Origin of the sequence: Trueperella sp., from assembly GCF_043424875.1 — a bacterium.
Classification (GTDB): Bacteria; Actinomycetota; Actinomycetes; order Actinomycetales; family Actinomycetaceae; genus Trueperella.
This window is the reverse complement of the sequence record NZ_JBHWPL010000044.1, coordinates 1-24,396: the sequence shown is the minus strand read 5'-3', so window position 1 is coordinate 24,396 and position 24,396 is coordinate 1. Positions and strand designations below refer to the sequence as shown.

Genomic DNA, 24,396 nt, shown 5'->3' with positions numbered 1-24,396 from the left:
TACTTCCAGGAGGGCCTAAATGTGGAGTTTCCACCCCGTTGATTCTTTTGAACACAACAAAACGAAAAGGGCGTACCAGCTATTCGAGTGGATGCTTATCCTCGCAGTTCCGCTCCTGTCGTTCCTGTCGTGGTTATTGCTCTACGGTTTCGCGTTTCCCGATCAAATCTTTTCGCACCCGCCCGTGGTTGGAGCGATGACGCTGCAAATCGTCACGTCCACCGCCGTGTATGCGCGATGGGTACGCAAAGGTGTGGAGCTGCCAAGGGACTGGCGAAGCGTTGCCATCATGTCGATTCCGTTCCTGGTGATCGTGGTGGGTTTCCCTATTCTCGGTTACGGGGCACATCTGCCAGCGGCTCTCGTATCAGTGGCGGTGCCGGTTTCTTCACTCATCACATCCATTGCACCCAGCTGGCTGGGATTAATTCCGGTGAGTTTGATGACGGGGTTTGCGGTGGCCTCAGATGTGGAAGGGGCGTTGGCCGCGCTGGTCGCCATCTTCGCTGCGTCGCAGTGGGGCACCTACAAAACGACGGTCTGGTACCTGTCGGTCTTTCGAGTAATGGAGGATGCGGCAGTGGCAAAATCGCAGGTTCGTGTGACCGAGGAGCGCCTCCGATTCGCCGCAGATTTGCACGACATAATGGGCCAACGCCTCGCCGCTATTTCACTCCACACCCAGATTGCGCAGCAGTTAAACGCGCAGGGTAAGGACGTGTCGCACACGCTCAACGACATCTTGGATGTCACCGACCAGTCCACGCGCGACCTTCGTCATATGATCACCCATTACGACGTTCCAGTTTTGCAGGCCGAGTTGGCCGGCGCCGTGTCGCTGCTCGAAGCCGCAGGCGCCGACGTCGTCGTTATCGGTGACGTTCCGGAAAATTTCACGACGACGGCCGCATACGTAATCCGCGAGGCTGCGACGAACATCTTGAAGCATTCAGAGGCGCGCCGGGTCGACATAACGCTGGATCTGGCTGGTGTAAGGGTGACGAACGATGGTGTTCGTGGCGATTCGATGACGGGCGGAACCGGATTGAAATCACTGGCGCGGCGGGTGGAGCCTGCGCAGTTGACCTGGGGCCGGGACGAGGATGAGTTCACCGTGGAAGTAAGGTGGAGCCATGATTAGGGTTGCGTTGGTTGACGATGAAGTGCTGGTGCGTTCAGCGCTGGCAACGCTGCTCGGCCTCAATGAGGAGCTGGACGTGGTGGCGGAGTTTTCTTCGGGCGAGGATGCCGTTGCTCGGCTCGCTGCGGAGCCCGTCGATGTGGCAATTCTCGATCTGCAGATGCCGGGAATGGACGGTATCGAGACCGCTCAGAAGTTGATGGCGAACGGCGGGGCGAAGGCGACGATGATTTTGACGTCGCACGCGAGGCCCGGCTATCTGAAGAAGGCACTCGAGAGTGGCACCCGTGGATTCTTGCCAAAAAATGTGCGCGCCGAGGATTTGAACCGGGCGATCCGAGACGTGCATGCGGGCAAGCGTGCGATCGATCCCACGCTGGCTGCCGACACTATTGCCGCCGGAGATTCGCCCCTCACTGCCCGTGAGTCCGACGTGCTGGAGCTTGCGGCACTTGGACTTCCGGTTTATGACATCGCCAAACGCACACACCTCGCCGAAGGGACCGTGCGTAACTACCTGTCGAATATTCAGACGAAGCTCGGCGCACGCTCGAAGCATGAGGCGGCGGAGATTGCGCGGCGCAACGGGTGGATCGGATAGGCCGGCACGGGTAGGCGCACGGGTTCGGCTTGCACTCACAAACGCGAGGGGTCCTAGCTAAACGCGAGAGGAACTACCCCTCGCACCTGACCAAAAACCCTCGCCTTTGCGGCAGATAGAGCCCGACGAACAGGACCGGCTCGGCCGGCGGCGGCGCGGGCGGCGGCGGCGAAGGGCAGCGACGAACGGTGGTTTACAGCGGTGCGCGCATCGCGAGGTTACCGAAGTCTGTGAAGCCGAGTGATTCGTAGATGGACTGCCCGGCCGGCGACGCCATGAGTTCGGCACGGGTAGCGCCACGCGTTCGGCCCCAATCCATGACGGCTTTGGTGATGGCCGATGCAAAGCCTCGCCCGCTGGCTGCCTCTCGGGTCACGACGGTGTTGACGTACACGTCCACTCCCGACCAGTTCCCGGCCGAAGGAATCGTCCGTCGAATCTGCCCAACACCGCAGGTCACAACCTCACCCTCGAGTTCGATGAGAAAGATGCCAAGATCGGGGTCGTCAAAGTGCTCATCGAACCACGCGCGAGCTGGAGCCAGCCAGCCCGGTTCCACCTTCGCGCCCATCGCTTCGAACATGACGGCCCGCATCTCGACAACAACCTCGAGGTCCTCACGAGAGGCACGCCTGAGAATCGCATCGCCGTGGACCGGATCGCCGTGAACCCCATTGCCGTCAACCTCATTGCCAAAGCGGGTGGAGTTCGTTTCTGGTTCAGTCTCTCGTTGAGTCATATCCACAGACTATCGAGCAGATCGGAGCTGAAGCTAGCGGCGTGGCGGATGGCCGGAAACGATCGAAAGCCGGTTGAGTGCGCCGATCATGATGACATTCCATGAGATTGCCGAGACCTGCTCGGGTGTAAACAGTCCGCCGGCGAGCTCGAGGGCGCGATCCATGGCTAAATCGTCGTCGACGCGCGTGATCTCCTCGGTGAGTGCCAGTGCCGCACGCTGCTCCTGCGTGAAGGGCGACTTTTCTTCGCGCCACCCTGTGATGAGATCGAGTTGGCGCTGAGTGACTCCTGCCTCGCGCGCGACGTCCGTGTGGATCGACATGCAGATGAGGCAGCCGTTGATCTGCGAGGCTCGCACCTTACAAATCTCAATCAGATCGAGGCCGAGCCCGGCCGCCGTCGCCGCGTCGCTTGCCTCTTGGGACGCCGCCGACAGCGCGCGAAAAACCTTCGGATGCACCTTGTCGATGTACAGCCTTTTCATGATTCCTCCACGTGTTCAGTCAACGCCCGGTACGGGGTGGTAACGCTCTCACACAAGGCACCCTCCTCATGGTATCCGTTTTGCCGATTAGGCAGTTCTAATAGAGGAGCGCGATTGCCTTGTCCACCAGCTCCTCTAGGCGTGTGACGTCCGCCTGATGGGCGGTGGTCACGACGACGGCGTCCCGGTCTGGCACGATCACGAGACTTTGCCCGTCGGTTCCGTGTCCGAAATAGATGCCATTCTTTTTACTTAGCCAAAGGCTCGACCCGTAAGCCCAGCGGCGGAAGTATGGATTAGTTGGGGTGTCCTGATCCGGCGTGAACTCGGTGAATTGTTTCATCCGTTCGATCCATGCCGACGAGACGATGCCTTTACCGCCAACCATCAAGAGTTCCCCGATCTTGAGGATGTCGCGGGGGTGCAGCCACAGGCGGGTGGCGCCGGCGAGATACTTTCCGTAGCGCTCCCAGGTGAAGTCGGTGATTCCGAGCGGGGTGAACAGCGCGCGGGTGGCGTAATCCTCGAGGTCTTCGCCGAGGAATTCCTGCAGGAAGATCGACATGAGGTAGAAGCCCGCGTTCGAATAGAGGTAGTGGGTGCCGGGCTCGTGCGCGATGGGTTCGTTGACGATGTAGTCGAGGTAATTGGCAGGGTCCATGTCCGCGATGTCGCCGCGCATCATGAGAATGCGATCGAAGCCGATCGTGTGGTTCATGAGGTGTTTGATCTTCAGGCGCTCCAGGCGCGGGCGGTTGTCCTCGTTCGTGAGCGTGGCGAGCGGCTCGAGGACTGGCCAGACGGGGGTGTCCTCGCTGATGTCGTCTCGGCTTTCCACGAGCGTGCCGAGGATAAGGGCCATGACCGTCTTTGACAGCGAGCGGATGTCGGAGGGCTCGGTCCGCCCGCCGAACGCGTGGAAGAATTCGCGCTCCCCCTGCTTAATCAGCAGGTAGTGCATGTTGAGCGGGTTGCCCTCGCCGTCCGTGGCGCTCTCGAATAGACGGACCAAACCGTCGAACTGTTGCTGATCCATGGTTGTCCTCACTGTCTTTACGTCTGGGTGGTGATGCGCCGGGGTTGGTGTCGGGGTTTGCGCTGGTGCTGGTGGGAAGGTGCCGGTGGGTGGGCACGGGTGGTTGCGCCAGCGCCACGTACATTCAGGGTATCAGCGGGCTTGGTGGGTTACCCGGGTTTCCGGCGTCGTTAGGGCGGGCCGGCGGCGTCGCTGGGCCGTCGTCGTTGGGTCGTCGTCGCGCACGGCGCCCACGCACTGGTGACCGATTCCACCGCTCGAAAGTTTCACACGGGCGGGCGACTATGCTTAACTATTTAGTAGAAGTTTCAATTACTTTCCACGTTTAGTTTTGAGCAACAGGAGTTGGCATGTCAGCATTTACGGATCTCATCCACGAGCGTCATTCGGTTTACGAAATTGGCAGGAACACCGAGCACACGGTGGAGGACGTCGTCGAGGCACTTCGCGGCGTCGCTGGCCGCTTCCCCTCGGCGGGTAACAGCCAGACCACGCGCTTCGTCGTCGTCACGGGTGATAAGAACGACCAGGTGTGGGACATGCTCCACGAAGACCAGAAGGTTGCGATGAACCCCAAGATGTACGAGTTTTTCGCGCCGCGCTTCGAGCAGGCGAAGAAGGGCCTGGGCACGGTCCTCATGTTCGAGAGCCGCGAGAAGGTTGAAAACATGGGCATGAGCCCGGACCGCAACGAGCTCTACAAGGAGAACAACCACGGCATCGCCGCGTTCGGCGTGTGGCTGCTCATGACCGACCTCGGCCTTGGCACCTCGCTCCAGCACTACAACGTCGGGTTCAAGCAGGGCTTTGACGCCAAGATCCGCGAATTCCTTGACCTTCCGGCCGACTACGAGATGCTCGCCCAGATGCCGTTTGGCTCCATCGAGGAGCCGGGCACGGACAAGCCGTCCATCGACCCCGAAGAGCAGGTCTTCATCGCGTAAGTGCGCCTGCTTAAGCGCGCGTAAGCCTGCGCGAGCAGGTGCTGCATAACCGGCGACCCCGTGGAGAGTTCTGCGGGGTCGCCGGTTTTTTGCGTCGGGTGTCGGTATTGGTTTCGCGCCGGGCGCGGCGAAGGTTCGGCGCGGCTTCGACGCGAGCCGCGCGGACGGCGTCGTCAATCGAACTGTTACGTCGTCAGCCTCCGATTACTTATGATGGGTTGAGATGTTCACAGCAAGGAGGCAGAACGTGACCACAACTCCCACCCCCTATGATGACGCCAAAGCCCAGCTCAAGCGGGCGCAAGAAATCCTCGGCTTCAGCGACGACGATTACGAACTACTCGCCACACCCCGCCGCGAAATCACCGTGGCTGTGCCGGTCAAGCGCGACGACGGCACCAAGACCGTCCTTCGCGGCTACCGCATTCAGCACAACTGGAGCCGTGGCCCGGGCAAGGGCGGCGTGCGCTATTCGGAGCGCGTGGACATGGAAGAGGTTCGTGCGCTGGCCATGCTCATGACGTGGAAGGCCGCGCTTCTCAACCTGCCCTACGGCGGCGCGAAGGGTGGCATCGCCTTCAATCCGGCCGAATACTCGAAGGCTGAGATCGAGCGCATCACCCGCCGCTACGTGCACGAGCTGTTCCCCGTGATCGGCCCGGATATTGACATCCCCGCGCCCGACATGGGCACCGACGCCCAAACGATGGCGTGGTTTATGGACACCTACTCGCAGGCCGTGGGCTACACCCAGCCGGGCATCGTGACCGGAAAGCCGGTCTCGCTTGGCGGTTCGCTCGGGCGAGCTGAGGCGACGTCGCTGGGCGTGTATTTCACGACGCGCGCGGCGCTCGGCCACCTCGGCATCGAGGAAAATGATGCCACCGTCGCCGTGCAGGGCTTCGGTAAGGTCGGCCGCGGTGCCGCCCGGTTCATGGACAAGGCCGGCATGAAGGTTGTGGCAATCTCCGACGTGTTCGGCGCGATCTACAACGCGGACGGCATCGACACCGACGCGCTCGGCGAGCACGTGGATGAGACCGGTAAGGTGGTCGACTTTGCGGGCGCCGAGGCGATGGATCCGGAGGAGTTGCTGCTACTGGACGTCGACGCCGTCGTGCCCGCGGCTATCGAAGCCGTCATCACGAAAGACAACGCGGCTGACGTCAAGGCGCGCGTCGTCGTCGAAGGCGCAAACGGGCCGACGACGGGCTCGGGCGACGCCATCCTCAACGAGAGGGGCGTCATGGTTGTGCCCGATATTCTGGCGAATTCCGGCGGCGTGCTCGTGTCGTATTACGAGTGGGTGCAAAGCCGCGACAATTTCTTCTGGGATCTCGAGCGCGTTCAAAAGTCGCAGGAGGCTGCGATGCTCGCCGTGTGGGATGAGGTCGTGGAGTTCTCCAAGGAGCACAGCGTGAACCTGCGCGAGGCGGCCGTGTCCATGGCGGTGGAGCGCGTGCTCGATGCGCACAAGATGCGCGGCCTGTTCCCGTGATGGGTTGCGCGTGCGGGCGGTGACGTGCGGCGGTGCGCGTGCGGTGCGCGTGCGGGCCGTGCTTGTACGTAACTGATGGGGGTGCCCCGGCCTGGTGGTCGGGGCACCCTTTTTTATGGGGTGGCTGCGGGGTGGCTGCCGGGTGGTCCCGGACCGGTTCGCCGCGGAGTGGTTAGCCGCGGAGTGGTTAGCCGGGGAGTGGTTAGCCCGCCTGATTGGCCAGAGATGGCGGGTACATAAACATATCCACAGCCACGACGACGTCACCAAAACCAGACCTTTCCGACACTGCTGTGGATGCCAAAAACCGCTTTCGGAGGCAGATTCTAGAATTGATGTAGGTCCCGAAAACACGGCATAACGCGCCGGAGGTTGTTCGTCGACCGGTTGAATTGCTGTCTTTCCGCGCGGATTCATCCATTGGCGCGAATCCGCCGACTACACCGAAGGAGGTGTGCGAAGTGCTATCCCCTGTTGGTCTTGACTCTGCCTCGGAATCATCTGAGGCGGAGGGGTCTGGGCTGGCCTTCGATCTCGCCACCTACGGGATTGAGATGGTGATTCAAGGGCTCGATGTACTAACGCAGCTCGATGTGAGTGAGTTGGATAAGGATTCGCGGTTGGCGCTCTTGAAGGAGCTCGCCACGCAGAAGATCCGGCTTGGCGCGATCCGCAGTGACATTCTTGCCCTGGTCTCGCACAACAAGGAGTGGGAGGGCGGCGATACCCGCACGCTCGGTGAATTCGAAAGCCAGACAACACAGCAATCGCGGCAGAATGCGCGCGAAGGCGTAAAACGTGCCAAGGCGATGCGCGAGGATTTACCGTTGTTTATGGAACAGGCGAAGGCCGGGCGTCTCAGCACGGCCTACATCGATGCCGTCCGAAACGCGATCAAGAACCCGACGTTGAAGGCGCAGTTAGCGGATCCTGTCGACGGGGAGGCTGCCCTGCTCGAAGCGGCACTGACCATGAGTGTCGAGCGCTTTTACCGCCATGTGAAAGCGTGGACGATCAAGCACGCGCCTGTGGCTCAAGAGCGCGAGGCGGCTAAGGAGGCGCGTCAGCAGGTCTTGAACATGTTTGAAAAGGACGGCGGCTGGGTCCTCAACGGCTTCTTGACGGATAAGAACGGGCAGATGGTTAACACCATGTTGACCGCGGCGATGGGTCGGAAGGAAACCGGAGACGAGCGCGCCTACAACGAGCGTCGCGCGGGAGCTCTGTTGAATATCTTCACGAAAGTCACCCAGTACGGCGATACGCAGCCGACTGCTCGCGTGGTCCCCCACGTGTCGGCGCTCGTCGATTTCGACACCTTGGTCACTGCGGGTCTGCGCGCTCGTGAAGCCGCCGATCCAGCCACGTGCGAGCTGGACGGCTCGAGTGACGCCGGCGCTGACGGCGAGGTCGTCGCGGAGTTGGGTCGCCTCAAGGCTGTGATTCCCTCAGGCATTGGCGCTGCCAACTTCCGCGGTCTCGATCCGGCCACCCTCGACAACGGCACGCCACTGACGCCGTCACAGCTCCAAATGTTGCTCTGCGATTCAAAGATTGCGCGCATCGTGCTGGGAACGGGGTCGGCGGAAGTTGACGTTGGCCGGATTTCGCGAACATGTACACCGAAACAGGCCAGAGCGGTCATCGCTCGCGACCGATCTTGCCGATATCCGGGCTGTGACCAGCCGTATCAAAGCTCAAATATTCATCACGTCCAACATTGGCAAAACGGTGGGAATACTGACATCGATAATCTCGTCATGCTGTGCTGGTTCCACCACGAGAAGGTGCATCAAGACAACATCACGATCAAGCATTACGAACGCGGCTGGTTGTTCGTCGACCAATACGGCAATCCAATTGCCGACCCTCACGACCGCCGGCCTGACCATGCCTACCCGCCTGACCACGCCCACCCGGCTGACCACGCCCACCCGGCTGACCATGCCTACCCGGCTGACCACGCCTACCTACCCGGCCACAACCACATGCCCGATCACGGTCACCTGCCCGATCACGGTCACCAGCCTGACTACGGCGAGCTATCCGATCACGGTCACCTGGCCGATCACGGTAACCAGGGGTGGACTGTGCCCACGCCCGACGAGTATCCCCTCAACGGGGAAGATGCCGAGACCATGTCACTGTTCGACGACGTCTACCTCAGCGACCCCGAGAACCATCTCGAGCAAGCAGGCGACTTCACCGAGCCGACCGGCGCTTTCCCGGAACCGACGATGCGCTCCCAGGCAGCTAGCTGATTGGTAACCTCCGCTAGCTGATTGGTAACCTCCGCATCACCGGGGTTGATCAGATGCGGGTGGCTTTCAGGACGGCGTCAAACTGATGGTGACGACCGAGGCCGCGGTATTTCCCGGACTCGTGGTGATGCTCAGTTTCATGCCGGTGCTCGGACTCGTGGTGATGCCCATGCTCGTGACGATGCTCAGGCTCGCGGCGGTGGTCGGAGCCGGATTGATGGTGCCCGCCGTGATGATGGTGCCCGCCGTGATGATGGTGCCCGCCGTGATGATGGTGTCCGCCGTGGTCATCGCCGTTTTCGACGACTTCGATTTTGTCCACTCGCCATTCGTCGCCGAGCGCTTCGAGTTCGGCAAGCACGTCGAAGGGGCTCATGAATCCCGGGCGATGCGGCCGGTAGCCCGATGCGCTTTCCGGATCCGGATGCACATGGTGCACGAACAGAAGCGTGCCCTCGGGCGCGACGAGCCCGAGGATGTGCTCGAGCATGTCCGAGTCCGACGGGACCGAGGGGAAGAAGGCGGAGACGAGGTCGAAGCGTCCCGTCGTCGTCGAAATGTCGGCTGCGAGGAAGTCGATCGCTACCCCTTCGCGCGCCGCGAGCGCCGCCGCCCGCTCCACTGCCACCGCAGAAATGTCGACGCCCGTCACGTCCCAGCCGTTCTTGGCGAGCCAGATCGAATCGGCTCCCTCGCCCGAACCCACGTCCAGTGCGGTGCCCGGCTCGAGCCCCTCGACCTCCCGCGGGAGCAGCCGGTTAACGTTCCCGGACCACACCTGGCCCTTCGTCGCGTACCGAGCATCCCATTCAGCAGCCACATCAGAATCAGTCATGGCGCTTACGTTACCGGACGCCTCGTGGTGCGCCACAAGCCGAATTGCGTGCCGCGGTTTTCGGCGTCGCATAGCGTAAAACGCAGGGAACGCCCCCGCTCCGCTGAACCGGCACCGAACGCCACGACCCGAAGGAACACCCATGCCCGCTCGACACGGTCTTGTTAACGTCACTCCCGGCGAAGGCGGCATCTCGCGCAAGGGCGCGGGCACCGGCTTCACGTACAAGGGCGCGAACGGCAAGCGCATCACCGACGAGGACACCCTCGAACGCATTCGCGGATTGGTGATCCCGCCCGCATGGAAGCAGGTGTGGATCGCCTCCGAGCACAACGCGCATATTCAAGCCACCGGCATCGATGAAGCCGGGCGCACGCAATACCTGTACCACCCGGCGTGGCGCGAAGAGCGCGACGAGGCGAAATTCGAGAAGTCGCTCGCGTTCGGGGCCGAGCTCCCGTCGTTGCGCCGCGCCGTGACCCGTGACCTCAAACCCGGCAAGACCGAGGGCGACGGTCCGCGGCGGCGCGCGTTGGCTGCCGCCGTACGGCTGATGGACAAGGGCTCGCTGCGCGTGGGCGGATCCGAGCATTCCGGCCAGTTGGAAGCCTTTGGCGCGACGACGTTACAGCGGCGTCACGTGGAGGTCGAGGGACCGAACGTGCATCTGACCTTCCGAGGTAAGTCGCAAAGCGAGTGGGACATCGTCATCAAAGATCAGGCGCTCGCCGACTTCTTCTCCGAGGCGCCGAAGAATCCGCGCAGCGCGCCCGCCGTGTGCTATCCGATTCAGGAGGGGCGCCGCCGGACCTGGCAAGGCATCTCGGCCGCCGACGTCAACGACTACCTCACCGATATCGCCGGCCTCGAATTCACGGCCAAAGATTTTCGGACGTGGCAGGGCACCCGTGCCGCGGCTGAGGCGCTCGCTCGCGCGCATAAGGCCGGGACGACGTCGCCGGAAGCCGTCAAAATCGCGATCGAAGCAACCTCCGAACTGCTCCACAATACGGAAACGGTTGCCCGGGATTCCTATATCAACCCGCGCGTGATCGACCTGTTCGAGAAGGGCAAAGTCATGTCACTGAAAGGCTCGCCCGATAGCGCGCTGTTGAAACTGCTGAAGGCGTAGCTCGAGCCGTGGCCGTAACTCGAGCCGTCACCGAAATTCGCTACGGCCGCAGTACGTAGCGTAGCGTCTCGACGACTTGGTCGGTCGTCGTGCACCAAGCCTGTGCCTCGGCGTCGACCTCCTTGAGCGGGTGGACGATGTCCTCGCCGTGCAACGTGATGTACGGCTTGCCGAGCGCGGCGCAGTAGCCGGCGTCGAACGCTGCGTTCCACTGCTTGTACTTGTCACCGAAGCGGACGACGACGAGGTCCGCCTCCTCGATGAGCGTGCGGGTGCGGATGGCGTTGACCTTTGCGGACTGGTGGTCGCGCCAAAAGCCCTCGGGGGCGTCGCCGAGGTGGTCGCCGGCGGCGTCGGAGGCCTCGTGGTCGGTGACGGGATTCGTGAACGTGACGTCGAGTCCGGCCACCCGCGCACCCTCTTCGACCTCGTGGCGCCAATCGGAGTGGATCTCGCCTGCAAGATAAACGGTGAAGGTCATGTGGTTCTCCTCGGTGAAACAGTCGGCGTTGAGCGTCTTTCCAGCGTATCGAGGCGCCCGCGAACCGCTAGCAATCTCCGCACGTGGCGAACATCGGCGACGGCGGCACGGAGCCTAAAGCTCCCCCACCTGTTTGCGTGACTCTTTTTCGGCTCGCTTCGCTCGCCGCTTGGTGCGGCGGTCCTGATGGAAGATCTGGCCGACGAACACGAGCCCTCCGATGGCCGTGAACACGAAGAAAATCAGCGACACCGCCGGATAGCCCAGGATCTGCGGGCCCGTATCGATATTCGACATCAGAGCCGCCGCGATCGTGACCGCCGCGAGCACGAGGCCGACCGTCAACCGGTTCGCCACCTGGTGCATGGTTTGAAGAAGCCGGTCCTCGTCGAGGGCGTCTACCCGCATCGTGAGCTCGCCGTTTGACAGCGCGTCCATGATCCGGTTCGCACGCCGGGGAAGATTCGCGGCGAACTCCTTGGTCTCGAGGGCCGCCGCAATCGCGCTACCGTTCGAAATCGAAAACCCGGACGTAATCAGCGTTGCCACGTTCTCGCGGATCGCCTCGGCCGGCACGAAGTGCGGATCGAGGTGCTCCACCGCCTGGTCGAGATTGAGCAGCGCCTTGCCGATCATCGACATTTCGGCCGGCGGACGAAGACCGTGCGTGCCGGAAATCCGCGCGAGCGAGACGAGCACCGAGCCCGCCTGCAGGTCCTTACCGAGCGAGAGCACGCTCGAAACCAGGTGGCTGACGTCGTCGCGGAACGCCGCCGCATCGAAGTCGCTGAGCGGATGCCCCATGCTACCCAGCACGTTGGCGACCTCCTCGCCGTCGCCCTCCCCGATCGCGAGCAACACGCGCACCAGTTGCTGGCGCACTCGGCGCGGGACTCGCACGACCATGCCCATATCGATGAGCGCGAGCTGCCCCTCCGGGGTCACGAGCAGGTTGCCCGGATGCGGGTCAGCGTGCAGGATGCCGTGGTTAAGCAGGGTGTCGAGGAAGAAGTGGAAGAGCGCGCCCGCCATCGCCGTGCCGTCGATGTCGAGGAGCCCCACCGGCGAAATGTCTGTGACCTTGCGGCCCTCGATGAACTCCATCGTCAGCACCCGCGACGTGCTGTAATCGCGCACCGGGCGCGGCGCCACGAGGATCCCCTCGTCCTCGACGAGCTCGGCGAACTTTTCGAGGTTGGCGAGCTCCTTGCGGTAATCGAGCTCGTCGGCGATCGACCGCCGGAACTGCGCCAGCAAATCCGCCGTGCCGATCCGCTCCCCGAGCGACGTGCGCGTATCGATCATGCCGGCACCCTGGGTCAGCAGCTCCATGTCGTCCCGAACGGTTTCCCGCACGTCGGGCCGCTGTACTTTCACGACGACGTCCTTGCCGGTCTTCGTGCGGGCCCGGTGGACTTGGCCGAGGGAGGCGGCCGCCAGCGGTTCGTCGTCGAACTCTTCAAACAGGGCGCGGACGTCCGCCTTGAGTTCCTGGGTGATGATCGCCCGAACGTCGTCGGCGGAAATGGGTTCGACGTCGTCTTGAAGCCTCGCGAGCGCGTCGGTGTATGCCTGCGGCAGGAGGTCGTGGCGCGTGGACAGGAGTTGGCCGAGCTTGATGTACGTGGGGCCCATCGATTCGAGGTCGGCGGCGAGCCGCTCGGGGCCTTCGCCGGCGTCGCCCTGCTCGTCGGCTTGTGTGAGAAACTCGTCGGCGCTGCTCGCGCTCAGGAGCCCAGCGCCGCCGTGGCGGACCAGTAGTTTGACGAGATCGCTCAGACGGGAAAGTTTTTCAGGCATAGCGGAAGCATATACGCGAGTTATCGGCGCGCGGCGGCGTGTGCCGATTCTGGGAAACTTCGAATATGTGGCTCATCGGTGGGCCGCTCGGGGCGCTGGCGAGCTGTCCGGCAAACCGGCGGGCGAATCTGGCAAACCGGCTGGCGAATCTGGCAAACCGGCGGGCGAATCTGGCAAACCGGCTGGTGAGTGTGGCGAGCTGGCTAGTGAGTCTGCCCGGTCCGCTGACTAGTCTGGCCGGTCCGCTGGCAAGCGAGCTGGATCCTCGTCCCGTCACCTGTCGACTGCGCGCCGACGTGAGTTAATCTTGCTCCAACATTCTCAACGTCGAGGAGCTTGACCGATGCCCGAAATTGCAACGATTCCGTCCGTCACCGCTCGCGTTCTCGCGGCGCATACCGCCCATGTTTTCGGCATCATGGGAGAGGGCAACGCGCACTTCCTCCACCACGCCGAGGCCGCGGGCCTACCCGTCACGCCCGTGCGGCATGAATCGGGGGCGGTCGCGGCGGCGGATGCGTTTTTCCGGACGTCTGGCAAACTCGCCGTCGCGACGACGACGTACGGCGCCGGCTTCACCAACGCGCTGACCGCCCTGGCCGCGTCCGTCAAAGCCCGGATCCCGCTCGTGTTCGTGACCGGTGGGCGCGGCGCGGTGCCCAAACCGTGGGACATCGACGAGTTCGCCCACCTGCAGTCTTTGGGCGTGCCAGCGTTCGGGCTTGGTGCGCACGGGCTCGGTGACCACGAGCACGGTAAGCACGGCGCTGATAACTACGCACCCGTGGCGGCGACGGTTAAGCGCGCCGTCGAGATGGCGCTGACCGAATCACGCCCGGTCGCGCTCGTCATTGCCGAGCATCTCGTGACGGAACCCGCACCCGAGCCGAACGCGGACGACCTGGCCGCGGTGACGCCGTCGTCGCCGGATATTGCAACTGAACCGCTCGAACGGATCGTCGAAACCCTCCTTGGTGCACGTCGGCCCCTCATTCTGGGCGGCCGCGGGGTCTGGGCGGCGCGGGCCGTGCCGCAATTCGAGAGACTCGCGGACCTGCTCGGCGCCGACCTCACCACGACGGCCGCCGCCCGGAATCTGTGGGGCAATCACCCGCGCAACCTCGGCGGGATCGGGGGCTTCGCCGAAGAACATATCGCCGAGCGTGTTCGCGGGGCGGACGTGGTGCTCGCCGTTGGCACCACCCTCACCCCGTTCACGATGCGCTTCGGCGCGAGCTTTGCCGACGACGCCGTCGTCATTCAGTCCATCCTCGACGAAACCCAGTTCCACCCGCGCGCCGACATCACGTTGCTGGCCGACGCCGCGGAGCTCGGTGACGAACTCGCGAGTCGCGTGGACAGCGCGCTGGCCGGCATGGACGCCGCGACCGCGGATCGCACCTGGCGGCCCTTCGAAGGACCCTCACATTGGTCGAAGATTGCGCAGTTCACGCCCACCTTCGATACCAAGGACCGCTCGCCCGGCGAGCGTGTGGATCCCGACATCGCCGCGCGGGCGCTCAACGAGGCGCTCCCCCGCGAGCGCACGGTGGTCTCCGACGGCGGGCATTTCCTCGGGTGGCCGACGGTCTTCTGGGAGGTTCCGGATCCGGCGGCGTTCGTGCAGGCGGGAACCGCGTACAAGTGCATCGGGCTCGGCACCGGCGCCGCAGCCGGAGCCGCCTACGCCCGCCCCGATCGAACGACCGTGCTCGTCTCCGGCGACGGCGGCCTGCAGATGGCGTTGGCCGACCTCGTCACTTTCGCCGATGCGCCCGGGCGCAAGATCGCGGTGGTATTCAACGATGCGGGCTACGGCGCCGAGGGGCACCAGTTCGAGCCGCGCTCGCTTTCGCTGACCATGGCCGAAATCGGCGACCGCGACTTTGCCGCGATTGGCCGCGCCCTCGGAGGCGAGGGAATTACCGTGCGTGCGGAGGAGGACGTCGCCGAGCTGGCGGAGTGGGTGTATGCGCATCCGGCCGAGGGCTTCGTCGTCGTCGATCTGAAAATCCGCCGAGGAATCGCGCGCTTCTTCGAAGAAATCGTGCAGCACGGAATCGCCGCCGAAGATGGGCGCTAGGCTTGCCAGCATGAACGACGTGCGAATCGAACCCGGGCCCGGGGTGCCCGGTGGCTTGACGATTCCCGAGTCGGAGCTGGCGGAGCGCTTCGCGAAATCGTCGGGGCCGGGTGGGCAGGGCGTAAACACCACCGACACGAAGGTGCAGCTATCGATCGACCTCGCCGCCACCGAGTCGCTGACGCCGGCCCAACGGCGCCGCGTGCTCAAGAATCTCGAATCCCGGCTCGACGGCACCGTGCTGACTATTAGCGCCTCCGAGCATCGCTCGCAGATGCGCAACCGGAAAGAGGCGCGCCAGCGGATGGGAAGCGTGATCCGCGAGGCGCTCGCCCCGCCGGTGCAGCGGCGCGCAACCAAGCCGACCCGGGCCTCGGTCCGGCGCAGGCTCGACGCGAAGCGCCGGCGCTCCGAAGTCAAAGCGATGCGACGGCGGGTGCGGCCGGGCGACGTCAGTTAGCCGGGTGACCCGACCTAGCGGGGTGACTCGAGCCAACCGGGCGACCCGAGCTAACCGGGCGACTGGGGCTAGGCGTCTTCTGCGGCTCGGCGTCTTCGAGGTTGGATGACGATCATGACGACGACGACCACGGCGGCGCCGATGATGGAGGTCAGCAATCTGTCGCCGGCGAGGGTGGCCGGGTGGATGTCCGGGGTGAGGACCTGGGTCATCATGAGGGCGAGTAGCGTGATGGCGATGCACGCTAGCCCGTAGTTGCGCGCGGCGAGACCCATCGTGATCCATAGAAGTATGTCCATCGCGGCGAAGGTTACGACGTCGGGCGGGTGAATCAGAGTCCAGCCCCAGTACGCGAGGAAGCCCAGCGCGGTGCCGAGAATGCGGTGAATCGCTCGCATGACCTGAATGCGCCGGCCGCCGGGATATGAGAGTACGAGCACCGCGACGAGCACCGCCCAAAACGGGTGCGTGCCGCCCGCCATGACTGGTATGGCAAACGCGAGCGTTGCCGCGACGACGACGCGCGCGAACGTGACCGCTTCGGGATGCGGCCACGTCAGGCGCTCGCGGAAGGAGCGCGCCCAGCTCTGCGTGGCGGGGGTATCTGGCGAGGCGGGGGTATCTGGCGAGGCGGAGGTATCTGCCGTGGCGGAGGTATCTGGCGAAGCGTTGCCCGTCTTATCCGCACCAAGCACGGCGGCAATGAAAGCGACGACGGCGCCGGCGGCCAGCGGCGCGACCACGTCGGTGACGCCCAAGCCCGCCCGGCCGATGATCGTGCCGCCACCGACCATGAGCACGAAAAAGTAGGGCCCTGGCGGCCCGAGCCTCATCGCAGTATCGAGCGCGAGCCCCGCGAAGGCCGCGAGTACGAAGGCTCCGAGCGTCAACGCCAACGACGACGACACCGCAACACCCACACCCACCGCGGCTATCAGCCCGATTCCGGCGCTCGCCATGACGCGCGCCCGGTGTGGTCTGCTGGGAATGGCGCCGAAGAGGACCGTATAGGTTCCCAGTCCGATCAGGAGCCCGTCGATGAATCGCCCGAGCAGTGCTGAGCCCACCAAAATGAGGATGGTCGCCAGGCCGAGCCTGAGGCGGTCGCGCACCGACATGACGGGCGGCCCGATGCGCCACAGGCGATCCCAGCCAGGGTTTGCCATCCTTGCCTCCGTGCTTTCGCGCGCTGGGTTACGGCGAGTGCGTGACCGCTCGAGACCCAGCTAATTCCTATCCAGGATCTACGCCCGAGCCGTTTGGCACGCAACGACATCCGGCTTTGCCCCGATCGTGAGTCGCGCAACGGTACACCGCCCACAATTGAACGCCTCCGCGGGCTGTTGTTAGGGTAAGTGCCGCGAAGGACACGAGTTCTTTGCCAGTTCTTGCCAGTCAACTGAGGGATTCATATCCGTGTCCACCGCAGCACACAAACTGTCTGACCAACTCGGCCTTCGAACCACACCTTCAATCTTCTTTGGATCGGCGCTCGTCGTCATCGTCTTCACGCTCGCGATGAGCCTGTTCCCCCAGCCTGTGCAATCGGCCTTTGGCGCCGTCGCCACGTTCCTGCGCTTCGACGCGGGCTGGCTCTTCACGGTCGCCGTCACGATCATGGTCATCGCGGCCGTCACGCTGGCGCTCAGCCGGTACGGGCGCGTGAAACTTGGTGACGACGACGCCACGCCCGAGTACTCCGGCCTGGCTTGGTTCGGAATGCTGTTCGCGGCCGGCGTCGGCGCCGTGCTCATGTTCTGGGGCGTCGCCGAGCCGATGAACCACTACGCGAACCCGCCGCTCGCCGGCACCGAATCGTTCACGGACGAGGCCGCCCTTCAGGCACTTAGCATCGCGAACTTCCACTTCGGCATTCACATGTGGGCGATCCTCATCGTTCCAGGGCTCGCCTTCGGCTACTTCACGTATAAGCGCAAGCTTCCGCCGCGCGTCTCGTCGTCGTTCCAGCCGATCCTCGGCGACGGTATCCACGGGCGCTGGGGCAAACTCATCGACATCGTGGCGATCGTTGGAACCGTGTTCGGTCTAGCGGTGTCGATCGGGCTGGGCTCCCTCCAGATCAATTCTGGCCTGAATTACGTGCTCGGCGTGCCGGTCGCCGGCTGGGTTCAGGCGGCGATTCTCGCGCTGATCACCTCCGTGGGCATCATGAGCGTGCTCGCCGGCATGGATCGCGGCATCAAGCGCCTGTCCTACGCCAACATCCTCACGGCCATCTTCCTTCTCGTATTCATCCTCATGTTCGGCGCGACGACGGACACGATGCGGGCGATCGTCGAATCCGCCGGCCGCTACATCTCCGACTTCCCCGTGCTCGCATTCTTCAACGACACCTTCGGCGGCGGCTCGTGGTCCGGCAGCTGGACCGTGTTCTACTGGGCGTGGACGGTGACGTGGGCGCCGTTCGTCGGCATGTTTATCGCCCGAATTTCCAAGGGTCGCACGATCCGCGAGTTCGTGCTCGCCTCGCTCGGCCTGCCGTCGGGCTTCGTGCTCATCTGGATGGCGATCTACGGCTACAACGGGTTCGTGCAGGATCGCTCCACGGCCGTGGCCGGCCAGGGCGGCGACCTTACGCAGACGATCGTCGAACAGGGTGACGTGCAGTCGGCGCTCTTCCAGTTCCTCGGCCACTACCCGTTCTATGCCCTGACCTCGATCGTCGCCCTCGGCGTCATCACCCTGTTCTTCATTACCTCGATCGACTCCGGCGCGCTCGTCATGGACGCGATGGCCAACGGTCACGAGGAAGGCGCCCCGAAGCGTCAGAGCCTGTTCTGGGCGATCGCGATCGGTTCGGTGTGTGCGGCGATCGTGCTGACGTCGGGTGAACGCGGCCTGGCGGCGCTTCAGGAAGTCATCATCGTGATTGGCTTCCCGATCATCCTCATGACCCTCGCGCAGATCTTCATGGTCATCCGCGCGCTTCGCGAGGACGCCGGCGCCGTCAAGCCAATGAACACGCGCCAGTGGAAGCGCGTTCTTCCGCCGGAGGAGTACCAGCGCCGCGAGGCCGACAACACCCTCGATTCCGAGGCGTACACGCTCCACCCCGAATACGAGGTGGGCACCGAGCCCGAATACGACCTCTTCCAGCCACAGACCCGCGCGTGGGTCGAATCGCAGCTCAACCGCCCGAAGGTGACCGTCGGCCTGACGGGCCCAACCGGCGCGGGCGTCACCGCCGTGGGCGAGATGCTCGCGCAGCACGGCGCCGTCGTGATCAGCCTCGACCGCATCGTCAACCAGCTCCTGAGCGAGGACGAGCAGATCCGCTCCGAGGTCCGGGACGCCTTCGGCTCCGCGATTCTCGACGACGCCGGCCGCGTGGACCGATCGAAGATGGACTACTACATCTTCGGCAATGAATCGGCGCGCAAGAAGCTCTACGACATCGTGCATGCGCGCGTCTGGCAAGCCGCCGTGGACGAAGGCGAACGGGCCGGAGACGACGCGATCGTCGTCGTCGACTATCCACGCCTCGTCGAATCCAACACGCGCCCGCGCTTCGACATTATCTTGAACGTGGAAGCCCCGATGGAGATGCGCCGCGAGCGCCTCGAGGGCATGGGGCTCACGCCCGAGGAGGCCTGGGACCGCATCGACGCGCTGTCGAACGAGGACGAGCGGCGCGGCCTGGCCGATTATGTGATCGATAACGACGGCGATCTGGCACAGCTTCGCGCGTCGGTGGAGGAGTTCTGGGCCGAGCAGGTGGCGGAGGCTGCAAAGAACTCGTAGGTGCGGATCTCCGGTTTTGATAGGGTGGGTGACCCGCCGTGCGGCAAAGTGTCGCGTGATGCATGACAGCTACCTTGTAGGAGATATGCCATGGCACCCATGACCACGAACCACCCGATCGACATCCTCGACGCCGATGCGCTGAGTGCGCCGCCCACGGGCGGCGTCGGCCTCACGCTGATGATGCCGACCGAGCGCGCCGGGCGCGAAGTCCGCGAGAACCCGATTCGGCTCCGCAACCTTCTCGACGTCGCGTTCGAGCAGCTTCAGGACGCTGGGAGCCTCGCCGCCGATGAGGCCGAGGAGTGGTTGCTGCCGCTTCGCGAGCTTCACAACGACGCGGAGTTTTGGCAGGAGCAGGCCGATTCCCTTCTTATCCTTCTCGACGCCGAGCGGCTCGACATCTTCCGCCTCTACGCCGACCTGCCCGAAAAGACGTACGTCGATGCGAACTGGGACCTCGTCCCGCTCATCGACGAGCTGTCTCACGACGGCCAACTCCACCTGCTGACGTTCTCCCCGAACAAGGTCCGCCTCTTTCCGCACCGACGGCACCCGCATCGCCCAGCTCGATCCGGGCGACATGCCCGTCAACGAAGATGACCTCTACGAGGATCGCGACCATCAGACCCAGCTACAGTTCGCCGGGCAGGGCACCGACAAGGTGAGCTACCACGGGCACGGCGGCGATTCGCACGCCGACGACGTCCAGCTTGAGCGGTTCGCCCGCGCGGTCGTTGACGGGCTCGAGGAGCGCATCCCCGCCCCGGCACGCCAGCCGCTCTTGCTGGCCACGGTGGCGGACAACGCTCCGCTGCTGCGCTCGATCCTGAATTGGGATCCGGTGGTGGAGGCGACGATCGAGGGGAATCCGGATCACCTCGACGCCGGGCAGCTCGTGGAGGCCGGGCATGAGGCGATCACCTCGTGGAACTCGAGGGCGAGCGAGGACTTGCTTGGGCGGGTCGACGACGCCCGGTCGTCTCGCCGTGCCGTGTTCGATTCGACCGAGATTGCGGCGTTTGCGGAGCAGGGCCGTCTCGCGTCGGTGCTCGTTAACCGGGACTCCGTGGACCTTGCGGCGCCGGCCTCTGACGCGAACTACAACCAGCTGAACGCTATTGTGGTGAACACGCTCGCGAACGGCGGCGAGGCACACTTCGCGCCCGCCGAGCTTTCGGAGGGACTCCTCGGAATCGCGCGGTATTAGGACGCGCGGTATTAGATAACTATCACCGAAGGTCGCTCGGCCGTGGAGCTGGCGCTGCTGGCTCCATGAGGCGGTGAATCCCGAAAAATGACCCCTGCCGGGCAGCGGGGGTCATTTTCATGCTCGGATGTGCAGGTTCGGTGGTTCTGTCCGCTAGATGAGCATTTGCCCGGTTCTCTTAGCGGGTACGAGACTTTTTCGATACGATCGTTCTCAAACCCGCACACACTCGGCGGCGGGCGCGTTGCCTACCACTTCGACAACGCAGGCGCACGATTCGATCCGGCGAACCCCGGCGAGGAGCAGGTATTTAAGAACCGTTCCCTCTTCCAGCAGGGACTCATCGCTGTGACCACCGACGACGCCCGCGCGGCTGCCGCGCAGAGCCGAGATCTTCTGATCACTGGCAACAAGGCACCTCGCGGCGCGGGTATCGGATCGAATGGCCACCTCACGATTGGCGAGCCCGAGGTCGACCTCTATCTGGACAAGGCCTGGCAGGACCAGGACGGCGTCGTCATCGACGGTGCCGACACGTCGCTGCCCGAGTTCATCGAAGTTCAGTTGGTGACCGAGGACGCTGCCGGCGTCCAGACGCCGATTGGCGATCCGGTTCGCGTCGAAGCTGGCGAGGACGGGACGTGGAGCTACGACTTCCTCGATCTTCCGCAATACAGCGACGGCGTTGAGCTCAACTACACCGTTGTAGAATCGGCTGTGCCCGGTTTCGAGGTGGATATCGTCAAGAGCACCCTCGAGGATCGCAAGTATCAGGTGAACATGACCAATACCGCTGGTCCGATCGATGTTCCGCTGGAGAAGGTTTGGGTGGACCAGGCGGGCCAGCCACTGACCGAGGGCCTGCCTGAGTCGATCGAGCTCCAGCTCGTGGAAGTCGCAGACGATGGCACGACGACGGCCGTGGGCGAACCCGTCACGCTCACACCCGACGAAGAGGGCCTGTGGACCTACACGTTCACTGACCTACCCAAGTACCGCGACGGGGCACAGATCGCCTACTCCGTGATCGAAACACCCGTACCCGGCTACACCAGCACCGTGGCAGTATCCACCGGCGAGGACCGCCTCTTGACCGTGACCAACACGGCCGAGCCGGAGCCGACGCCGACGCCGACGCCCGAGCCCACGCCGGAGCCCACGCCCGAGCCCACGCCGGAGCCAACCCCGACGCCCGAGCCGACACCTAGTCCGACTCCGACGCCGGATGGCCCGCTGTCGAAGACGGGTATGAGTGGCACGGTGCCCGCTATCGGGCTCGCCCTCCTGCTGGTCGCCGGTGGCGCACTAGTAGCACGGCGCGCACGTAGCGAGAGCTAACGGCGAGCAGGTGCACGGTCTGAGATAGATTCTCAGATTGGCTGAACCGAAAGGTGGGGGCCGCGAATTCGTGACCCCCACCTTTCTTTCCCCTCACACCCTTTACGGTGCGACGTCGAACGTCGGCTCAAACTCGAACTCGACCTCGATCTCCGGATCAATGCCCGCGATAATGCCGGTGTAGAACGCCTCTGCCTGGTGCTTGAGTATCTCCTCGTTCGTGGCGACGTGCTCCATCTTGGTGTCGCTATCGAGAATCTCGGTGATCGCCGTCGCCGTATCGATCTCCGGCGTCGTAAAGCTCAGCAGCCCGTTGTCCTCGACGATCGTCTCAAATTTCGCGTCGTCGTATCCGAGGAACTCAAACGGAGGAATCGTCACGAGGTACGAGTTCTCGCCGGTTTCCTCGATCGTCACGTCGCGGCCGTCGATCCCGAGTTTGGCGTTGTAGTTGTACTGGAGGAAGGTCGTGCGCCCGCTGCCCGGTACGCGCTGACCAAAGAGAGTGGAGTGGGTGCTCTCCTCGGTGATTCCCTGAATGCCCAAGCTGAGGAACACGACCTCTTCCTCGAGGGTCAGGGAGTTGACCACCAGCTCGCTACGCGATTCTTTCACCGAGCCAAAGAGCGAGGCGCCCGTGATCGTCTGCCAGATGAGCAAGCCGAGAACGAGTAGGAACGCTAAGGAAAAGAACCCGAGCAGCGTACCTTTAATGAACCCGCCGCCACTACCCCTCTCGGGCGTCGTTGCGTCGCCACGTTCTGGCGTCGTTCCCTCGTCGCGCTCCCGCGTCGTCATCTCGCCGTATCCCGACGTTTCAGTCATCGATGTCCCCTCCACTGGGCGCTACTCGAGTCTCCACTCATAGTACAGGTGCCCCTCACCGGCTGGCACGTACGGCGAAAGTCGGGCTGTCGGCGTCGTACGTGGATCCTGCGACGTCGCCGAAGAGTTCGCCGTCGCCGAACCCGGCCGCCGCTAATTCCTTGCGGACTTCTTCCGGTTTCAGGCACTGCATCCAGTTCCAAAAGACGCGGGTGCCGGCGCGGGAGCGGATCGTGTAACGCTCGAGGACGAGCCGAAGGTCGGGGTAGGTGAAGGTCTCGTGGACGCCCGTGTAGGGTTCGCTCGCCCAGAATCCGTTCATGAGATTCTCGGCTTCGGTGCGTTGCTGCGCGACGACGTCGAACCGCGCGGCGCTCGTGACGTCGAACAGGACGTGGCCGCCGGGGCGCAGTGCCTCCCGCACGCGTGCGAGCAGCAGTGCGCGTTGAGCTGGACTCATGGCGCAGTAGTCCTCGTAGATGAGTAGCGCGGCGTCGTAGCCGTCACCGAGGTCAAGGGTCGGGTCGAGGTAACTGCCGTGGACCGTGGCGATGGGCAGGTTGAGTTTGTCGGCGACGCCGCCAGCGTGGGCAAGCGACCGTGCGGAGACATCGACGCACGTCACGGCGATACCGAGTGCCCCCAGCCGCGCCGCGTACAGCCCCGGCCCGGAGCCGAGATCGAGCACGCGGGAGCCGGCTCGGAGATTCAGGCTGTTTGCAATCCAGGCCACCGAGTCGTCGATGGATGCGTGCGAGCGGGAGGCCAGCGATGAATCTGGGTCGAGGTGATGGTCGAGCATTCGCTGGGAAATATGCGCATCGTCCCAGAACTCGGGCGTGGTGTAGGCGCTGAATGGTTCGGGGCGTGCGGGGGGGCGTCGTCGTCGTTCATGTATCCTCGCGTTTTCCGGGAAGGGCATCGGACGGGCGGCGCGTGGCTAGATGGATCGTGGCGAAGCGATTCACCGGCCGAGCCTCCCCATCACGAAGCGCTCAACCATTCGCAGGACGGCAGCCACGGGCGCCGCCGCTCGGAGATGAGTTCGACGGTTGGGGAAAGCTGGGCGCGCATCACGTCGGCTTCCTGCCAGCGATCGGCCTGCGCCCACGCCGCAATCGCCGGCGGAAGATCCCGCCCGAACGTGGTGTGGCCTCACCGCAGGCGGCCAGCGCCAGGGTGGAGGCCACGGCGAGAGCGGAAAGAACAAGGGTGCGCTTCATCGTGGAGCCTTTCAGGGTCATATGGGGGCAGTGGAGAGAAGTAGTGGATCAGTGGACGGCGGTGGATGCCGGAGTAGGCGTGGTGTGTTCCTCCTTCGACTCGGTCGGAGCCAGGTGAGCCGGATCCAGATCAATGCGGCGCAACAGTTGGGCGTTCAGGGCCACCACGATGGTCGAGGCAGACATCAAGATCGCGCCCACGGCCGGGGACAGCACGAACCCGATCGAGGCGAGCACTCCGGCGGCCAGCGGCACGGCGAGGATGTTGTAGCCAGAGGCCCAGATCAGGTTCTGGATCATCTTGCGGTAGCTGGCCCGCGAGAGCTCAATCATTGACAACACTGCCCGGGGATCGTCACTGGCCAGGACCACTCCGGCGGATTCCATCGCCACATCCGTACCGGCCCCGATGGCGATGCCGACCTCGGCGCGGGCCAGGGCCGGGGCGTCGTTGACACCGTCGCCGACCATGGCCACGCTCAGGCCACGCTCCTGTAACTGGGTGACCTTGGTGTCCTTGTCCTGGGGCAGGACCTCGGCG

The 24,396-nt window shown here is 64.0% G+C and carries 22 protein-coding genes; 12 read left to right on the top strand and 10 right to left on the bottom strand.

The window, feature by feature from the left end:
- Positions 1 to 19: 19 nt before the first annotated feature.
- On the top strand, positions 20 to 1,141 hold the full coding sequence (locus tag ACHFFR_RS04320; protein WP_394263050.1) for a sensor histidine kinase: 1,122 nt from the start codon (positions 20 to 22) through the stop codon (positions 1,139 to 1,141).
- Positions 1,134 to 1,742: a response regulator gene (locus ACHFFR_RS04315; protein WP_394263049.1), complete on the top strand. Its 609-nt coding sequence runs from the start codon at positions 1,134 to 1,136 to the stop codon at positions 1,740 to 1,742. Before ACHFFR_RS04320 ends, ACHFFR_RS04315 begins: the two co-directional genes overlap by 8 nt.
- A 193-nt stretch (positions 1,743 to 1,935) precedes the next feature.
- On the opposite strand, the gene ACHFFR_RS04310 is transcribed toward ACHFFR_RS04315, so the two are convergent.
- From ACHFFR_RS04310 to ACHFFR_RS04300, 3 genes are all read right to left on the bottom strand, one after another.
- Positions 1,936 to 2,481: a GNAT family N-acetyltransferase gene (locus ACHFFR_RS04310; RefSeq protein ID WP_394263048.1), complete on the bottom strand. Its 546-nt coding sequence runs from the start codon at positions 2,479 to 2,481 to the stop codon at positions 1,936 to 1,938.
- Between the two features lie 33 nt (positions 2,482 to 2,514).
- The gene (locus ACHFFR_RS04305) at positions 2,515 to 2,967 is read right to left on the bottom strand and encodes a carboxymuconolactone decarboxylase family protein (RefSeq protein ID WP_394263047.1); all 453 of its coding nucleotides are present in this window, start codon (positions 2,965 to 2,967) and stop codon (positions 2,515 to 2,517) included.
- Between the two features lie 97 nt (positions 2,968 to 3,064).
- The gene (locus ACHFFR_RS04300) at positions 3,065 to 4,003 is read right to left on the bottom strand and encodes a serine hydrolase domain-containing protein (RefSeq protein ID WP_394263046.1); all 939 of its coding nucleotides are present in this window, start codon (positions 4,001 to 4,003) and stop codon (positions 3,065 to 3,067) included.
- Positions 4,004 to 4,353: 350 nt separating this feature from the next.
- Between ACHFFR_RS04300 and ACHFFR_RS04295 the strand changes: the two genes are divergently transcribed.
- The 3 genes from ACHFFR_RS04295 to ACHFFR_RS04285 all read left to right on the top strand — a co-directional run bounded on the left by ACHFFR_RS04295 (position 4,354) and on the right by ACHFFR_RS04285 (position 8,706).
- Complete coding sequence (locus ACHFFR_RS04295; RefSeq protein ID WP_394263045.1) at positions 4,354 to 4,947, top strand: nitroreductase family protein; 594 nt, start codon at positions 4,354 to 4,356, stop codon at positions 4,945 to 4,947.
- 247 nt (positions 4,948 to 5,194) lie between these two features.
- Positions 5,195 to 6,445 (top strand): Glu/Leu/Phe/Val dehydrogenase, encoded by a 1,251-nt coding sequence (locus ACHFFR_RS04290; RefSeq protein WP_394263044.1) that lies wholly within the window; start codon positions 5,195 to 5,197, stop codon positions 6,443 to 6,445.
- Positions 6,446 to 6,906: 461 nt separating this feature from the next.
- The gene (locus ACHFFR_RS04285; protein WP_394263043.1) at positions 6,907 to 8,706 is read left to right on the top strand and encodes a DUF222 domain-containing protein; all 1,800 of its coding nucleotides are present in this window, start codon (positions 6,907 to 6,909) and stop codon (positions 8,704 to 8,706) included.
- Positions 8,707 to 8,755: 49 nt separating this feature from the next.
- Here ACHFFR_RS04285 and ACHFFR_RS04280 read toward each other — a convergent pair whose 3' ends face one another.
- Positions 8,756 to 9,541 carry a class I SAM-dependent methyltransferase gene (locus ACHFFR_RS04280; protein ID WP_394263042.1) on the bottom strand — a complete coding sequence of 262 codons (786 nt, stop codon included), beginning with the start codon at positions 9,539 to 9,541 and terminating at the stop codon, positions 8,756 to 8,758.
- A gap of 142 nt (positions 9,542 to 9,683) precedes the next feature.
- Here ACHFFR_RS04280 and ACHFFR_RS04275 point away from each other — a divergent pair, with 142 nt between their 5' ends.
- Positions 9,684 to 10,673, top strand: a complete 990-nt coding sequence (locus ACHFFR_RS04275) for a DNA topoisomerase IB (RefSeq protein ID WP_394263041.1) — start codon at positions 9,684 to 9,686, stop codon at positions 10,671 to 10,673.
- Between the two features lie 40 nt (positions 10,674 to 10,713).
- On the opposite strand, the gene ACHFFR_RS04270 is transcribed toward ACHFFR_RS04275, so the two are convergent.
- Both ACHFFR_RS04270 and ACHFFR_RS04265 read right to left on the bottom strand, forming a co-directional pair.
- Positions 10,714 to 11,154: a YtoQ family protein gene (locus ACHFFR_RS04270; RefSeq protein ID WP_394263040.1), complete on the bottom strand. Its 441-nt coding sequence runs from the start codon at positions 11,152 to 11,154 to the stop codon at positions 10,714 to 10,716.
- Positions 11,155 to 11,268: 114 nt separating this feature from the next.
- Entirely contained in the window at positions 11,269 to 12,954 is a 1,686-nt protein-coding gene (locus tag ACHFFR_RS04265) for an ABC1 kinase family protein (protein WP_394263039.1), read from the bottom strand.
- Positions 12,955 to 13,297: 343 nt separating this feature from the next.
- On the opposite strand from ACHFFR_RS04265, the gene ACHFFR_RS04260 reads away from it, so the two are divergent.
- Together ACHFFR_RS04260 and arfB are read left to right on the top strand one after the other, a co-directional pair.
- A complete protein-coding gene (locus ACHFFR_RS04260) occupies positions 13,298 to 15,037 on the top strand; it encodes a thiamine pyrophosphate-binding protein (protein ID WP_394263038.1) in 1,740 nt (579 codons plus the stop codon).
- Positions 15,038 to 15,047: 10 nt separating this feature from the next.
- Positions 15,048 to 15,497: an alternative ribosome rescue aminoacyl-tRNA hydrolase ArfB gene (arfB, locus tag ACHFFR_RS04255; protein ID WP_394263037.1), complete on the top strand. Its 450-nt coding sequence runs from the start codon at positions 15,048 to 15,050 to the stop codon at positions 15,495 to 15,497.
- Positions 15,498 to 15,565: 68 nt separating this feature from the next.
- Here arfB and ACHFFR_RS04250 read toward each other — a convergent pair whose 3' ends face one another.
- A complete protein-coding gene (locus ACHFFR_RS04250; RefSeq protein WP_394263036.1) occupies positions 15,566 to 16,663 on the bottom strand; it encodes an FUSC family protein in 1,098 nt (365 codons plus the stop codon).
- A 250-nt stretch (positions 16,664 to 16,913) separates the two neighbouring features.
- On the opposite strand from ACHFFR_RS04250, the gene coaE reads away from it, so the two are divergent.
- The 4 genes from coaE to ACHFFR_RS04230 all read left to right on the top strand — a co-directional run bounded on the left by coaE (position 16,914) and on the right by ACHFFR_RS04230 (position 21,807).
- The gene (gene coaE, locus ACHFFR_RS04245; RefSeq protein WP_394263035.1) at positions 16,914 to 19,259 is read left to right on the top strand and encodes a dephospho-CoA kinase; all 2,346 of its coding nucleotides are present in this window, start codon (positions 16,914 to 16,916) and stop codon (positions 19,257 to 19,259) included.
- A 90-nt stretch (positions 19,260 to 19,349) separates the two neighbouring features.
- The gene (locus ACHFFR_RS04240; protein WP_394263034.1) at positions 19,350 to 19,862 is read left to right on the top strand and encodes a hypothetical protein; all 513 of its coding nucleotides are present in this window, start codon (positions 19,350 to 19,352) and stop codon (positions 19,860 to 19,862) included.
- Positions 19,843 to 20,469 carry a hypothetical protein gene (locus ACHFFR_RS04235; RefSeq protein WP_394263033.1) on the top strand — a complete coding sequence of 209 codons (627 nt, stop codon included), beginning with the start codon at positions 19,843 to 19,845 and terminating at the stop codon, positions 20,467 to 20,469. Before ACHFFR_RS04240 ends, ACHFFR_RS04235 begins: the two co-directional genes overlap by 20 nt.
- A 165-nt stretch (positions 20,470 to 20,634) precedes the next feature.
- Positions 20,635 to 21,807, top strand: coding sequence for a Cna B-type domain-containing protein (locus tag ACHFFR_RS04230; protein ID WP_394263032.1), 1,173 nt, complete (start codon positions 20,635 to 20,637; stop codon positions 21,805 to 21,807).
- A gap of 102 nt (positions 21,808 to 21,909) precedes the next feature.
- Here ACHFFR_RS04230 and ACHFFR_RS04225 read toward each other — a convergent pair whose 3' ends face one another.
- The 3 genes from ACHFFR_RS04225 to ACHFFR_RS04215 form a co-directional block, all read right to left on the bottom strand.
- Positions 21,910 to 22,632, bottom strand: a complete 723-nt coding sequence (locus tag ACHFFR_RS04225) for a hypothetical protein (protein WP_394263031.1) — start codon at positions 22,630 to 22,632, stop codon at positions 21,910 to 21,912.
- Positions 22,633 to 22,687: 55 nt separating this feature from the next.
- On the bottom strand, positions 22,688 to 23,434 hold the full coding sequence (locus tag ACHFFR_RS04220; protein ID WP_394263030.1) for an SAM-dependent methyltransferase: 747 nt from the start codon (positions 23,432 to 23,434) through the stop codon (positions 22,688 to 22,690).
- Between the two features lie 469 nt (positions 23,435 to 23,903).
- Positions 23,904 to 24,396: HAD-IC family P-type ATPase (locus ACHFFR_RS04215; protein WP_394263029.1), on the bottom strand; the 493-nt coding region annotated here is incomplete at its 5' end.